At 53.5% G+C, this 17,017-nt stretch carries 5 protein-coding genes; 1 reads left to right on the plus strand and 4 read right to left on the minus strand.

Going from position 1 to position 17,017, the window contains the following annotated elements; all coding sequences use genetic code 11:
* Window positions 1-278: 278 nt before the first annotated feature.
* The 4 genes from J7I43_RS24565 to J7I43_RS24580 form a co-directional block, all read right to left on the minus strand.
* Window positions 279-1,091: a class I SAM-dependent methyltransferase gene (locus J7I43_RS24565; RefSeq protein WP_209148688.1), complete on the minus strand. Its 813-nt coding sequence runs from the start codon at window positions 1,089-1,091 to the stop codon at window positions 279-281.
* A 276-nt stretch (window positions 1,092-1,367) separates the two neighbouring features.
* The gene (locus tag J7I43_RS24570) at window positions 1,368-2,483 is read right to left on the minus strand and encodes an acyltransferase family protein (RefSeq protein ID WP_209148689.1); all 1,116 of its coding nucleotides are present in this window, start codon (window positions 2,481-2,483) and stop codon (window positions 1,368-1,370) included.
* An 82-nt stretch (window positions 2,484-2,565) separates the two neighbouring features.
* Window positions 2,566-3,252: a hypothetical protein gene (locus J7I43_RS24575; RefSeq protein ID WP_209148690.1), complete on the minus strand. Its 687-nt coding sequence runs from the start codon at window positions 3,250-3,252 to the stop codon at window positions 2,566-2,568.
* 131 nt (window positions 3,253-3,383) lie between these two features.
* On the minus strand, window positions 3,384-4,622 hold the full coding sequence (locus J7I43_RS24580; RefSeq protein ID WP_209148691.1) for an NAD(P)/FAD-dependent oxidoreductase: 1,239 nt from the start codon (window positions 4,620-4,622) through the stop codon (window positions 3,384-3,386).
* Window positions 4,623-4,950: 328 nt separating this feature from the next.
* Between J7I43_RS24580 and J7I43_RS24585 the strand changes: the two genes are divergently transcribed.
* Window positions 4,951-16,893, plus strand: coding sequence for a Calx-beta domain-containing protein (locus J7I43_RS24585; protein WP_209148692.1), 11,943 nt, complete (start codon window positions 4,951-4,953; stop codon window positions 16,891-16,893).
* Window positions 16,894-17,017 lie beyond the last annotated feature (124 nt).

Genomic DNA, 17,017 nt, shown 5'->3' on the forward strand with positions numbered 1-17,017 from the left:
CCCGAAACGGTTGTATTACAGCAACAAAGGCGAGCTGGAACCGGTGAACAAATGCAAGGACGGCGTGCCCTGCAGCGAGGAAGAATACAGGGAGAACAGGCGTTCGGAACTGAAAGTGAAATGGTAACGGCAAAATATTTTTCAATGCTACTCAGGAACAATAGCATACTCGATTTGAAGGGAATACTATTTCTGGTGATCCCGTTAACATGCAATGTTTAAAAGGAAACCCGGCTTTATCTGCCGGGTTTTTCTTTTTACAGGATATTTTTATCCGGTTACCTGCGGTTCACCGTCACTCTTAAGAAAGTGGCGGGAATGAGTGTGGTACCGGGCCCGCCTTTATTTTCGCGGTTAAACAACGCTTCCAGTTCTTGCTGCAATTCTTCGGCTTTGCCATTTTTTTCCGCAGCTTCGAATGCATTCATAGTAGGCCCGTAATAATACCTGAACCTATCCAGGAATGCCGCCGGTGTTTCGGCGATTTCGAAGTTAAATGTGTCTTTCACGAAAGAAATATCTTCTTTCGCGACGCCGGCATTGGTAAAACGTTCTATCACGTGGCTTTCCACGCCCCACAGCATGGGACTGATGAAACCTTCCGGTGGCGGCGGGGTGTAGGCGGAGCAGATCTTTAAGATCTGGGCTACCAGCGTGGGATCTCCCGGAATCCAGTTGCCCATCACGATCCTGCCGCCGGGGCGGGTAACGCGTACCAGTTCGTTCGCCACATCCTGCGGTTTGGGGGCGAACATGGCGCCGAAGATGCTGACGGACAGGTCGAAACGCCCGTCTTCAAGCTCGCTCAGATCGGTCGCGTCGCCTTCGCGGAACTCGATATTGGTAAGGCCTTCTGCCTTTGCGCGGCGGTTGCCCGCTTCCACGAGATTCCGCGCAATGTCGACGCCTAAAACGTCCGCCCCGAGTTTTGCAGAAGGAATGGCGGTGGTGCCGTCTCCGCAACCGAGGTCGAGTACTTTGAGGCCTTTGGTGACGCCTAATTGAGAAACGAGCGCAGCGCCGCTTTCACGCATGCTTTCGGCGAGTTTGGTGAAGTCGCCTTTTTCCCACAATGCTTTGTTTGGATTCATTGTGATTCCTTGTTTGTAAAAAATATCGCCCCGCCCGGCGGTGTTCTGTAGACTGTTTTGGGATTAACCTGGCGGGCAATATCTTTTGGGGTTATAAAATATAATTCTTCCAGGAGCATTTCCTGACAGGAGCAAATGTACAGTCTAATATTCGACTTGGAAAAGGCGAGGGGAGGGATTAGGAAAATTTTAACCAATGGATATGTGAATGGTTTATGTTATATAAGCCCATGGTCAGAATCAGCAAATACGCGGTAACCGGCGGAAATGAACAAATCAGGATTGGGGAACAGGCGCCAATTTTTCGGAAGCCCCTGCCTTTGTCAGCCATTTCCTGACCGGCTCGTCGTACCACCGCATGACCACATACCCGAGCACGACACATCCCGCAAACACAATGGCCGCGACGGTGTACATTTCCAGGGGCCCCGGTTTTTTCGCGGCAATATAATTCCCGAAGATCCAAATGGCCCATATATGGGTCATGTACAGCGGGTAAGATAACCGCCCGGTGAAATTACAGAAGTCACGTATCCGGCCGTTCACCGTGGCGCCGGCCCCCAGCGATAAAAGCAACGGAAATACCAGCATTACCAGGATCATTTCCGTGATCCAGTCGTTGGTATAATGCGGGAACATAAATACGCCGATCAATAACATGCCCAGCAAGAGGAAATTCAGCCGGCTGCGGATAACCAGGTTAAAACGGTAAACCGTCAGCCCTGCCAGGAACGAAAAAAACACTCTCGGGAACCCGTCTGCAAAAGTGGGCGCGTCCCAGCCGGTAATGATCCAGCCGCGGTGCCGGGCGACCAGCGCGATCCAGGCGGCGGATATCCCCAGCATTACGAGCAGCCAGCGTTTGGGCAGCTTTAACAATATAAGGCCGTACACGATGTTGATGATATATTCCATCAACAGGGACCAGGCGGGCGTATTATAAGGAAAAAGCCCGCTGGCCCGCCCCGGCAGCCAGGGAAAAGGCAGCATCGCCAGGGAACAGGCAAAAGCAAGCATTATTTTCCCCGTGCCCGCCTCCGCAACGGACACGGCGCCGATGTAAGGGTCGAAGAGATATCCCAGCAAACCGATCACGCTGCCCCATATCACCATGGGATGCAGGCGTATCAAACGGTTGCGGAAAAAGGTGCGCAGGCCGAGTTGTAAGGCCCGTTCGTCGTAAGCATACCCAATCACGAAGCCGGATAAACAAAAAAAGAAGTCTACGGCGAGGTAACCATGGCCGATCGGGCTTTGGGTATAATCGGGCACCATAAATTCATAGAGGTGGAATACGACGATGGAAAGGGCGGCTATCCCTCTTAAACCATCCAGTACTTCAAAATGCTGTTTGGTAGCTAACGGGCTGTTTTCCATAACGGTGGTGTCCATTTTTTGAAGATAGTCCGCAGCCCGGGCAAAGGAAAGTTTTGGATAAAATTGAGCAGGTTTTGGGGAAAATCGTACTATGACATTATCCGCGCATGAGCCTGATCAGTAAAGCCCAGCAGATCACTGTCAATACGATCCCGGACAGGATCATCCACTTGCCGTGATTCCGTGTTTTGGCGGAGAATGCCTGTATGCGGGAGCCATCGGGCAGCGTTTTTTTGGTCAGGCGCACAAATGCGCCGATAAAGATCCCCATAACGGACAAAATGTAAGGATAAGGAAGCGGTACGAACAGCAACAGGGGGGAAAGGTAACCGATCATCAGCCAGATCACGGGCAAGTCCTGCGGTTCGGAAAGTGTTTGCAGGCGGCTGTTTCCCAGGTGCGCTAATTGTTCCGCGGAATATGAGATGCCTTGTTTTTCCAGCAGTTTCAGCGCGAGCGCATAATCAAAATCGCCCCATTCGTCTTTTTTAATAATCACTTCTTTCAGTTCTTCGGTGGAAAAAGACAACAGGTAATAATCCGGTTCCACATCTTCGGGAGAAACTGTTATCTGGCTTTTTAACAAGGCATCCGCCCGGGAAAAATAATCGGCGGGAATTTTCACGAGATGGCGCTGATCGAAGTTCTGACCTGAATACATTTTATCGAGGAGCACTACTTCTTCTTCATATTCAGTTGGAATGTCATGTTCCTGCAGGAGGGAAATGATTTCGGCGGCCTGTTCGGCGGTGTGAAATCTTTTAAAAGCGAGTAATTGTGGCATAGGTATTTATCGTGTTATGAAGATACCGTTTTGCGCGATAAAAATGCAATTTTCCGAAACCAGCCAGCCCAATGCCGGCCGTGACGCCGGTATTTACCGGGTTTTATCCGGGGCCCGTTCCTTACGGGCGTTTACCGCCCCAGCAGCAGCCGCAGATAAAACTGCGGTTTTGCCAGTTTTTTCCGTACGTCCACTTCGTGGAACATGGATGACATCAGCTCCTGAAGTTCTTTATTGCGCGAGCACATCCGCATCAGCATATTGAACAGCCAGGGAAAACGGATGAGCTTCTGGAGTTTGGTACTTAATTTCAGCTCCGGGCCCAGCACGCGGTACACATTTTCATCGTATGCCAGCAGTGCGGAGGCACTGTAGTTGTCCGCTGCAATACAGGCCGCCGCCTGTTCTGCGGCCATGCGGGCGGCATACATGGCGTTGCCAATGCCTTCGCCGGTGAAAGGGTCTATCAGGAAACCTGCATCGCCTGCCAGTAAATATCTTTCGCCGGAAAGCCTTCTTTTTTTGCTTCCCAGGGGCAAGCCGTACCCATCGATGCTGCCTTGTAGCACGGCATCTTTAAACCGTTCCTTCAGCACCGGGTCGTGCTGCACCGTATCCAACAGCAACTGTTTCAGGTTTATTTTCCTGCGCCGTGCCACTTTGCTCAACATGCCGATGCCCACATTGGCCTCGCCATTGGGCAACGGAAATATCCAGAAATACCCTGGCAGCACATTTTTAAGGAAATGAAGTTCTATCAGGTTATCGGAATGCAGGCCTTTAATGCCGCTATAATACGCCCTGATACCGGCCACGTAATGAGCCGGCTCCATGTGAATGTTGGCCACCTTTTTCGTAAACCCGGAGTACGCGCCGTCGGCGGCGATCACCAACTGTGCTTTGATCCGAAGGCTGCCGGTTGCGTCTGAAAGCAGGTACCCATCGGGCAGCAATTCATATTTGGTGATGGCCTTGCCTTCTATCAGTTGCACCTGCGGGCAGCGTTTCAGCTCATCTGCCAGGAAGTTGTCGAAGTGAATGCGTTTGCATACAAACCCCCTCGGCTCGCCTGGCAATTTGAGATAGTTGGGTTTGTAGGGAATATTGATGCCCATGCCGTTGGCGGCTACGAAGGTTACGCCCCAGCAGTCTTCCTTAAACGCGAGCCGCTGCAGCCTTTCTCCAATGCCTTTATCGATCCGGGACAGCAATGTGAGCACTTTACCGCTCAGGCCATCGCCGCATACTTTATCACGGGGGAAAACGGCCTTGTCCACCACCAGGCAGGGTACGCCCATGTAAGCCAGTTGAAGCGCGGCTGTAGCGCCCGCGGGGCCGGCGCCTATAATGCAAACTTTGGTTTCCTGCATATTGCGCAATGTAGGAAGATATTTTATAATCTTCGATTTTCACGACCATGCTTCAGCAGGCGAGCTAATTAGGAGGTTTTGCGGTGTAGTAATAACGCTACAAGGTCATTGAACTTATACTACTATTGCATAGCCGGTCACAGGCTAACTTTAGTAATTCAATGTTTTTTATTGCAACACATAACTATTTCACCATTTTTATGATATATAATATGTAGTTAAAAATCTACTCCTATAAAGAAAAACTCCCGCATACTGATCCGTCATTTTGTTTCCAGCCGCTTCGCCTGAAGGGCTGGACGGCCTATACATATACATATCCGTTTATATGAAAAAACTTGTACCGTTTTGCATCTTGTTGCTAGTGTTTTCCCATGCTTATGCTGCCGACTATTACTGGGTAGGCGGTACGGGCTCATGGTCAGATATCAACCACTGGTCCACCACCTCGGGAGGAGCACCTAATCACTCCATTATTCCTAACCTGAATGATGATGTGTATTTTGATGCCAACAGCGGGTTGGCGGATTTCGTTGACGTAAATCTTCCCACTAACAGCCCGGCTTATTGCCGTAACATGTCCTGGGTTGGGGTAACCGTTGCGGCAGACTTTGCTTACAGGGGCCAGCCGTTGTACATATATGGCAGCGTGGAACTGTCCCCTTCGGTACGGTACGGTACGCAGGGGCTTAACTTCGTAGGAAGCACGCCGGCTACTTTGAAAATGAACGGTGCCGCCAGATATCCTGCCACGGGATGGTATAATCCCATCACGGTCAATAAACCGGGGTCTTCCCTTACCCTTTTAGATGGTATCCCGGATGGGTTAGTGGTTACTACACTTACCCTGACGGCCGGCAACCTGGATATGTCTGATTTTACGCACACTGTAACAGATTTTGCCGGCAACAACGCTAACACGAGAAGCCTGGATATAAGTAATGCTACGATAGTCCTGAGGGATAGCTGGGACTACCGGGGCACTAATAACACGATCAATACCACGAATTCCACCATCACGGCGCAACGGTTCTTTTCGGACCGCTTCAGCTTTCCTAAAGTGGACGTGACTTCGGGTGGCAGCACCTCGATGGTGATCAATAATACCACTTTCGGAGAGCTCACCTTTACCAGCACGTTATCTCCTTCCCAAAGCGTGCGGATCGGCTCAGGCAATACGATTGACCGGCTCGAATATAAGAGCGGGGGCTCTATTGCCGGTGGAGGAAATACTATTAAAGACCTTTTCATTGCGCCGAGTAACCCGGGATTTTCATTTGTGGGCAATAATACGATCACAGGTTCCCTGCATGCCAATACACCGGATTGTAACGCCCTGTCGCAGATTCTCGGTTATGGCACAGGCGCTACCATTACCTTCGGCGCCGGCGCGGTGGTGGATGTGAGAAATGTATTAATGACCAACCTGGCCGCGGCAGGAAGCGTGACACTACCTATTACGGTAACCGGTGCAGACGGCGGCGGCAATACGGGTTGGGATTTTCAGCCGCGCGCAACCGGCACCACGTTGTATTGGGTAAACGGCGCCGGAGACTGGAATGATAAAAGCCACTGGTCTGCCTCCAGCGGCGGAACCGGCGGTTATTGCGTACCGTTCACCGGCGATGATGTTGTGTTTGACGCTAACAGCGGCTTCTCTACAGGCAACAATACGGTTACGGCTACGGCTGGTACTGCCTGGTGCCACAATATGACCTGGACCAATCTTACAGGTGCCCCGGTGTTTGACAACCGTGGAAAATATCTCGAGATATACGGCTCCCTGGCGTTGGACCCTACGATGACCATGTATGGCAATATCACTTTTAAAGGAACGGAAGCCAGCACATTGACGGCGAACGGTTTCAACCTCGGTAATCCTGTGTTCCGCGTAGAAAAAACCGGGACCAATGGAGGAATTACCTTAACGGATGACATCGTGCATCCCGGGTTCCGGATCTTCCACAATACCGGTAAGTTGCTGCTGCCCAACCGGACAATGCATATTTCCCAGCTTAGCACTGAAACCAGCGGCGTCAGAACATTGGATGTTTCCAATTCAACGATCACGCTGGAATATGAATGGCTGACAAATTCCAGCAACCATACCTGGGTGAACAATGGAGCAGGCTCTTTCATCATTGCAAAATCGCGGTTTATTACCAATGGCCTCACTTTTCCGAAAGTGCAGATTGACGGAACCGGCAGTAATGTAAGCATTGTTAACGCCAACATAACCGATCTGTTATTTACCAATACCGGCCTTACCTTCGGTACTATTGCGATTGGCGGCGGCAATACCATTGGTACGGCCGAATTTAAAGGAGCCGCAGAGATACGGGGGAACAATACCATTACGAACCTGTTGCTGGCCCCCTCCCGCAATTATAATTTAAGGGGTACCCAAACGATCAATGGCCTATTCCGCTATAATAACCCGGATTGTTCCGGTCTTGGTGAGTTGCGAGGTTTGGGAGGCACAGCCACATTCAATTTCGGGCCATCGTCGACCAAAGATGTGCAGAATGTGCTGTTGCAAAACATAGCGGCAACAGGCACGGGAGTTCCCGTTGCGGTAACCGGCGCGGATGCGGGCGGTAATTCCGGCTTTAATATTACTGCTTCTTCGGGCGGCGCCCGTTACTGGGTAAATGGCAGCGGCGATTGGAACGATGCCTCGCATTGGTCCAATACACCTGGCGGCCCTGGCGGTGCATGTGTTCCCACGGTAGCCAATGATGTGTTTTTTAATGCTAACAGTTTCAGTAGCGGCAACAGCGCGGTAACGATTTCCCAGGGCCACGCCTACTGCCGGAATATGGACTGGACCGGCGCCGCATTTGCTCCCACCTTTACCAAGGATGCAGCCTTCAACCTGGAGATCTGGGGCAACCTCGTGATGAACCCCGCTGTTACGATGAATACAGGCATTACCCTTGGTGGTGCCGGGGTAATTTTCACGGGTGCGGCCAATAGCACCATTACCTCCAATGGCGCCGGGCTGGGCAATTTTGATTTTGGCGTCGACAAACCCGGTGGTAGCAAGTTAACGTTCACAGATAACTATAATAATGCACTCACCCACATCGATATGCGCAGCGGCGGCCTGGATCTCAGCGGCCGTACCGTCACCATGGCGTACATGACCGATGATAGCAGAAACGCACCGATCAGTTTAAATATTACGAATGCCACCATCAACGGCGGATGGCACGCTTTGGGCGCCAGCACTACTGTGCAGGCTGCCGGCTCCACGATAACCGCTGTTTTATTCAGGACCAACAAGGGGGTGTATAACAAAGTCGAGGTGACGGGCCCTGACGATACCAATACGGATATCGGCAACACCACTATAAACAACCTGTTGTTCAGCAATACCAGTACCGCTTCCCAGGTATGGATCCGCAGCAACAATACCATCAACCGCCTGGAGTTTAAAGGAAGGGGATACATCCAGGCCACCGGCAATGTCATTGATACGCTTATTTTTGCTCCGGGCAAGATCTACACATTCGCGGCCGGCACCAATACCACCATCAACGAAGCATGGTATGGCAGCGGCTCGCCCTGTAACCCCACGCAGATCATCAGCTCATCAACTACGGCAAACGCCACAGTCACCAAAACTTCCGGCACGGTGGATTTCGATTATGTCCGCCTGAACCGCATTACAGCCGCCGGTGTTACACCCTTCAAGGCAAGGGAACATTCCGTTGATCTTGGCGGCAATGTGAACTGGGATATTTCACCATACGACAACTCTGCTACCATCACCGGCCTCGGCCCAGACCGTACGGTCTGCGCTGATGCGTTCCCCATCGTTCTGAATACGGATGGATTTTTTGCCGGTCCTTCCGCAACCTACCTGTGGACAGGCGGCAGTACAAGCACGACGCTGTCCGTCACCGATGGCGGCACTTACAAGGTGACCGTGCAATATCCTGACGGCTGCTCTATCCTGGACACCATCACCATCACAAAAAGTACCGTAACGGTGAACCCCATCACAGGCGCCACCGCCGTGTGCGATGGAGCTACCACTACGCTGGCCAGCACTACCGCGGGCGGCGTTTGGAGCACCAGTGATGCGGCCATTGCCACCGTCAATGCAACCGGAGTAGTGACCGGCATTGCGCCCGCCACGGCCACCATCACGTATACCGTTACCAACGGCGACGGTTGCAGCGCCAGCCAGACCGCCACTGTGACTGTCAATGCAATTCCCCCGGTGAATGATATTACCGGCACGCTGTCTGTATTTCAGGGCAGCACCACTACCTTAAGCAATAGTACACCCGGCGGTGTATGGGCCAGCAGCAATACTGCTATCGCCACAGTGAGCAACACGGGCGTAGTATCCGGCGTTGCGCCCGGCTCTGCCGATATCACCTATACTGTTACCAGCCCGCAGGGTTGTGATTCCGTCCGTAAAGTAACTGTTACTGTGGACGGATTTACGCCTGCCAAGCGGGTACTGTCCATTGTCAAATCAGCAGATGCCCAGGAACCCAATGTAAACGGCGGCTTTACCATCAGCCTGCCGGCGGGTGTACTGGCGGAAGAAAATATCACCGTAACCTACACCGTCGGCGGTTCAGCCGGCACAGCGGACTATAATGCCGCGCCGTTCACCGGCACCGCTACCATTTCCGCAGGCCAAAACGGTATTACATTGCCGGTAACCGTTACCAACGATCTGCTTATCGAAAATACGGAAACCGTACTGGTAACGCTTGGCGGTGCAACAGGCACCAATTATACTTATACCCTCAGTACAACCAATGGCAATGCCACAGTAGATATTGCGGATGACGATAACGTTACCGCCAACAGGGAGTTAACGGTAGTAACCTCAAGTTCTGTTACCGAAGGCCCCTTCCAGGCCCTGATCCGGATCAGGCTGTCCGGTACGGCAAGAACTTCCGAAGACATAACCATTGGCTATACGCTGGCTGGTACTGCACTCAACGGCATAGACTACAATACGCTGAGCGGCAGCGTTGTTATGCCGGCGGGCCTGGATTATGTCGATCTCTTTGTAAAAACGATAGACGACAAGATCATAGAAGGCACTGAAAACATTATTATAACGCTGACAGGCGGCACCACGGCCACTATTGGCAATTTTGCACCGAGCGCTACGCAGGGCAGCGCCACCCTGCCTGTTAACGATAATGATAACACGGAAGCTAACCGGACACTTAGCGTTACAACCCCCGGCAATGCCGCCGAGCCATCTACCAACAGCTCGTTCACGATCAGCCTGCCGGCAACTATTACCGTCACGGAGCCGGTTACTGTGAACTATGCCATAAGCGGCACCGCATTGAACGGCACAGATTACGCCCCATTGAATGGTTCGGTGCAGATACCTGCAGGTCAAAACAGTGTGACCGTTCCCGTTACGGTTACGGACGACGTGCTGGTGGAAGCAGATGAAACAGTGATCCTGACGGTCAACAGCGGTACTTCCCCATCATTTACATTTACCGCCAGCACCACAGCAGGCAGTGGCACGGTCACCATTACAGACAATGATAACACCGCGGCCAACCGTGAGATAAGCATCGTTAAAATTGCGGATGGAGCGGAGCCGGCAACGGCCGGAGAATTCCGCATCAGCCTGCCCTCGGGTGTGCTGGCGTCTGAAGATATCACGCTTACCTACAGTGTAGCCGGTACCGCCACTCCGGGCACCGATTACGCCCCGTTGACCGGTACATACACGATAGTCGCCGGAACAAACGGCGTTACGGTGCCGGTTGCCATTATTGACAATAATGTGTTGGAACCCGATGAGACAGTTATATTCAACATCTCTGCGGCCAATTCACCCAATTTTACCTATACGATCTCCAGCGGAAGCAACAGCGCCACTGTTAATATTAGCGACAATGATATGACCGGCAACACCAACATCGTACTGTTCACCAAAGTATCCGATGCGATAGAGGGAGGCACTAACGGTCAGTTCCGCGTATCGCTTCCGCCTGGTGTTACCAGTTCCGAAGATGTGGTGATCACCTTCACTATTGCCGGTGTTGCGACGAACGGAGCGGACTATAGCTTACTCGGATTGAGCAGTGGCAATATTGTGATACCGGCTGGCGCCAACGAAGTCTTTATAGACGTTGATGCGGGGAACGACGGTACTGCTGAAGGACCTGAAGATGTTCAGATCACACTGGATGGCGCAGCATCAGCCAGTTATCCCTTCTTGATCGATCCTTCCAGTAAAACAGGCACCGTCAATATTATAGACGCCAATGCCACCAGCGACACGCCTTTGCAGGTGGTTGCCGGCACCAATGGTTCGGAGCCTGCCAATAAAGGTACCTTCACCGTGAGGCTGGCGGGCAACGCCGGTAATCCCACTCCTACCTCGGCATGGCCAATAACGGTGGGGTATACGATATCGGGTACAGCGGCGTCCGGCCTGGATTACCAGGCGCTGGGCAACATCGTGATCCCGGCCCTCACCAATGCCATCACCATCGACCTTAATGTTCTGGACGACCAGATCATTGAGCCTACCGAAACGATGACCATTACCCTGATCTCCGGCAGTTCGACAGATGGCGGAGGCAATGCCTATATCTTCCCGCCTGACCCAACCAGTAACGAGCTTACGGTAGACATCGCGGACAATGATGCAGGTGTGAACGCAAACCGCATCCTGACTGTAGTGAAAAATGACGACGCTGCGGAGCCGTCTGCCGGTGGCAACTATATCGTATCCCTCCCCGTGGGTTATACTTCCTCCACCGATATTACGCTCCAGTATACGATGAGCGGCGTGGCAACAAATAACACGGACTATACAATTTCCATTATCAAGCTGCCGGCTTACCAAAACAGTGTAGCCATCCCCGTTACCGTGAAGGACGACGATATCATTGAGGGCACTGAAAGCATGGTGATGAACCTCACTGGCGGTACAGATGCTAACAGCTTTACCTATAGCGCCGATCCAGCAACTAATGCAGTGCCTTTGGATATTACGGACGACGACCTTCTTCCCGCTATGATGGTGCTTTCTGTTACCAACGGTAGCGATGCGGCGGAACCCCTTACAAACGGCGGATTCACGATCAGCCTTCCCGGAGGGAAGACCGCAGCTGCGGATATTACCGTGAATTACACGATCGGCGGTACCGCTACGGCCGGGCTCGACTATGTTGCTATACCCTCCAGTGTGACGATCCCCGCGGGTCAGAACAGCATCGATGTACCGGTGACGGTTAGCGACGATCAGCTGGTAGAAAATACGGAAACTGTTACATTAACGCTGACGGGCGGTACGGCAGGCAGCTGGAACTTCACGCCAGCCGCCGGCGGCGGCAGCGCCGTTGTAAATATTACGGACGAGGAGAACGACCCGGCCAATACTGTTATCGGTGTTACAGCCGGCGCAAGCATCTCGGAAGGTACACCAGGTACCGGCAGCTTCACGATCAGCTTGCCCGGGTTGGTGCGTTCCACTGAAGACGTTACCGTAGAATATACCATAACCGGCACAGCGCTCAACGGAACAGATTATACGACTATCAGTAACTCCGCCGTGATACTGGCAGGTCAACAGAACGTTGTTATAGATCTTTCCGCCATAGATGACCAGATCGTCGAAGGAATAGAAACGGTCGTGGTCACCCTTACCGGCGCTACCTCCAACAGCTTCAGCTGGACGATCGATCCCACCGCGGATGATGCTACCTTGAACATCACGGATGACGATAATGTACCCGCCAACCTCAGCCTGGCGGTCACCAGTGTGAACGATGCTATAGAACCCGGCACCGGCGGTATGTTCCGCATTTCGTTGCCCACCGGCATCACAGTGGCCGAAGATGTGACCGTGAACTACATGGTTACCGGTACCGCTACTCCGGGTGCTGATTATACGGTGCTCGCCGGCACGGCCGTGATCGCCGCAGGCCAGGGCAGCGTGAATATTCCTGTTGCCGTGATGGACGACCAGTTGATGGAACCCACAGAAACGGTGATCGTGTCGCTTAACGGCGGCAGCAGCACCAGCTTTACATTCACCGGCACCGGTACCGCCACGGTAAATATCGCGGACGAAGAAAGCAGCGTGCCGGGCAACCTGGCGCTTACCCTCAGTAAAACAGCCGATGGCGCGGAACCAGTTACCAACGGCGGTTTCCGTATCAATCTCGCATCCGGTGTTACTTTATCTGAAAACGTAACCGTAACCTATACGATAGCGGGTTCGGCCATTGCAGGCCTGGATTACATAGGCCTTACCGGTACCGTAGTGATTCCGGCAGGCCAGACCGGCATCGATATACCGGTAGTTGTTATAGATGACCAGGTGATTGAACAGACTGAAAGCGTAATCGTTACGCTGACCGGTGGAAGCAGCGCCAGCTTCACTTTCGCCGGCACAGGCAGTGCAACCGTTAATATTACGGACGACGAAAACATTCCAGCCAACCTGGCGCTGAACGTAACCAAAGACGGCGATGGGGCAGAGCCTGCTGTTAACGGCAGCTTTACCATCAGCCTGCCAGCCGGCATTACGTCTCCTGAAGATATAACCGTGAATTATACGATTAGCGGCACCGCCGCGGCAGACGCGGATTACGCGGCTATCACCGGCGCTGTCATTATTCCTGCAGGGCTGCCTGGTGTAACCGTTCCAGTTACAGTAACTGACGACCAGGTGATTGAAAACACCGAAACGGTGATCCTTACCCTGGCCGGCGGCAGCAGCGCCAGCTTCACTTTCACCGGCACAGGCAATGCAACCGTCGATATAACAGACGACGAAAGCGCCGTACCGGGCAACCTCGCGCTCACCATTGGCAATACCGGCAATGCGGAAGAGCCGGGTACAGACGGCAGCTTTGTTATCAGCCTGTCCGCCGGTATTACGGCATCCGAAGCGATCACGGTGAACTACACCGTGGTTGGCACTGCAACCGCAGATGTGGACTATGCCGGATTTACCGGTACAGTCATAATTCCTGCCGGGCAAAACAGCGTGACCATGCCGGTTGCAGTTATTGACGACCAGTTAATAGAAGGAACGGAAAATGTGGTGGTATCACTTGCCGGCGGTCGCAGCACCAGCTTTACCTTTACAGGAACGAGCAGCGCGATGGCCATACTTTCAGACGATGACAACGTGCCGGCTAACCGGGTACTGACAGTAACGAAAACCACCGACGCGGCAGAACCATCTACGACCGGGATGTTCAACATTGCCCTGCCGGCCGGAATAACGGCCACGGAAGATATCACCGTGAATTACTCTATGACGGGCACAGCTATCGGCGGCCAGGATTACATCCAGCCCTCCGGGACGGTAGTGATCGCCGCAGGCACCAACAGCATAGACCTGCCGGTGACCGTAACCGACGATCAGCGGATTGAAAATACGGAAACAGTCATTCTCACGGTAACAGGCGCCAGCAGTCCCAGCATTGCCTTTACCAGCTCTGGCAGCGTAACGATGGATATTGAGGACGATGATAATACGCCGGAAAACCTGGCACTCAGCATCACGAAAACCGCGGATGCGGAAGAAGCCGGTGTGAACGGCGGCTTCAGCATCAGCCTGCCCGCAGGTGTATCGGTAACGGAAGACATTACCGTGAACTATACGATATCAGGCTCGGCCACTGCAGGTACGGATTACACAACCCTTACCGGTACAGTGACCATCCCGGCGGACCAGAACAGCATCATCGTTCCGGTTGCCGCGCTGAACGACAATATACTTGAACCGGTGGAAACGGTGATCGCCAGTCTTACCGGCGGCAGCAGCACCAGCTTCACTTTCACCGGCACCGGCAATGCCATTGTAAACATTACCGACGACGAAAGCGCATTGCCGGGCAACCTGGCGCTTACCATTGCGAAAACCGCGGATGCGGTGGAATCGGGGGCGAACGGCAACTTCACTATCAGTCTGCCCGCAGGCGTAACGGCAGCGGAAGACGTTACAGTGAATTATACGATAGCCGGCTCGGCCACAGCAGGTGCGGATTATACGGCCCTCAGCGGCACCGTGACCATCCTGGCAGGCCAGGGCAGTGTAATCGTTCCCGTTGCCGCGCTGAATGATAATATAATTGAACCGGTGGAAACCGTGACCGCCACGCTGAACGGCGGAAGCTCCGCCAGCTTCACGTTCACCGGTACGGGCAGCGCCACGGTGAACATCAACGACGATGAAAGCGCGGTACCGGCCAACCTTGCGCTGACAGTGACCAAAAACACGGATGGGGAAGAGCCCGGTACAAATGGCAGCTTCATCATCAGCTTGCCTGCAACCGTGGTTTCTTCTGAAGACGTGACCGTAAACTATACCATTGCCGGTACTGCCGCCGCAGATGCGGATTATACCGCACTCAGCGGCACGGTGGTGATCCCGGCGGGCCAAACGAGCGTGAGCGTGGAAGTAGCCGTACTGAACGACCAGGTGATCGAACCGCTGGAAACGGTGGTCCTTACCCTCGCCGGCGGCGCCAGCACCAGCTTTACGTACACGGGCACCGGCAATGCCACCGTAAATATTACGGACGATGAAAATACGCCGGCCAACCTTGTGCTGAATGTCACCAAAGGCAGCGATGCCGCGGAACCTGCCACCAACAGCAGCTTCACCATCAGCTTGCCCGGAACGGTGGTTTCACCTGAAGACATAACGGTGAATTACACCATTGGCGGCACGGCAACCGACGGCACGGACTACAGCGCCCTGGGCGGCTCCATCGTAATACCTGCCGGCCGGAACAACATCACGGTTCCGTTGACTGTAACAGACGACCAATTGATAGAAGGCGATGAGACCATCATCCTGACCATTACCGGCGGCACCGCAACCGGCCTCACCTTTACACCGGGTACGAACGGTTCAGCTACCCTGAACCTCGCGGACGATGACGATACGAACCTTGACATCGTGGTAACCGCCGCTACGCCGGCTGCTTCGGAACCTGCCACCAATGGCGCGTTTACGATCAGTCTTGCAGGTGGTAAGATGCCGGCAGCGGATATCACCGTGAACTATACCATCACTGGCACTGCAACCGGCTCGGATTACACCGCTCTTAACGGTACAGTCGTGATCCCCGCAGGCAGCAACAGCCAGACTGTTCCGGTGACCGTAACGGACGATGATCTCATAGAACCGGCAGAGACGGTTATCCTGACCCTCAACAGCGGGGTATCATCCAACGTCACTTACACGATAGGCACGGCGAACACCGCTACCGTAACCATCGCGGACGACGACAACAGCAGCCTGAGCCTCGTGGTAACGGCCACTACGCCGGCTGCAACCGAGCCTGCTGTGAACGGCGGGTTCACCATCGGCCTGCCGAACGGCAAACGTACGCAGGAGGCCATCACGATCCAGTACATGATTGGCGGATCGGCCACACCGGATGCGGATTACAGGGCCATCAGCGGCACCATCACCATCCCGGCGGGCGCAGGCAGCGTAACCGTTCCGGTTACCGTGACGGACGATGAAGAAGTGGAACAGCCGGAAACAGTGCAGTTTGTACTCACCGGTGGCCAGTCGGCCAGCTACACTTATACGGCGGGCGCTTCCGCGGAAGCGGTGGTGACGATCACCAGCGAAGATGTGCACAGAGGCGACCTGATGGTCACCAAACAGATCGTGCAGCCCGCTATCGGACCTTACCGTTTGGGCCAGGATATTACTTACCGTGTAACGGTCACCAATATCGGATCAGGCGTATCTACCGGTGTAGTGGTGACAGACTCCCTGGCAGTGCAGCTGGGCTTGCCCACCCGTACGATAACCAGCAGGGGCCAGGCAACCGTAAATGCCGGCGACAGGCGCATCACCTGGACGATAGGCGATCTCGCCGCCGGGGCCTCGGTGCAGCTTGAAGTGACGTGCAGGCTGATCGAAGGGGGCCAGATGGTGATGGGTGCGGAAGCGACAAACACCAACACAGACGTTAATCCGTCTAATAACAAGGCGGTGCTGAGTGCGCCGGTAGAAGGTTCCGACCTGCTGTTCCCGAACGCGTTCACCCCGAACGGCGACGGTAAAAATGAAAGGTTCATCATTGGTGGCCTTGAAAAATACCAAAGCGCCCAACTCCAGGTGTTCAACCGCTGGGGCGGACAAGTTTACCGGTCGAACGATTACCGCAACGATTGGAATGGTTCGGATCTGCTGGAAAGTACCTACTACTATATCCTGGAAGTGAAGAAAACAGACGGTTCTGTTAAATCATACAAAGGATGGGTATTGATCATACGTTAAAATTATCTGCTGATCATAAAAGTGTAAAGATGCAAACAGTACTCAGAGCAGCGGTAATAGCCCTGCTGCTAATAACAGGAGGGCGCGCGATGGCGCAGCAGAACATCCAGTTCAGCCAGTACGT

Source organism: Chitinophaga chungangae (assembly GCF_017742215.1).
GTDB classification, from domain to species: Bacteria; Bacteroidota; Bacteroidia; order Chitinophagales; family Chitinophagaceae; genus Chitinophaga; species Chitinophaga chungangae.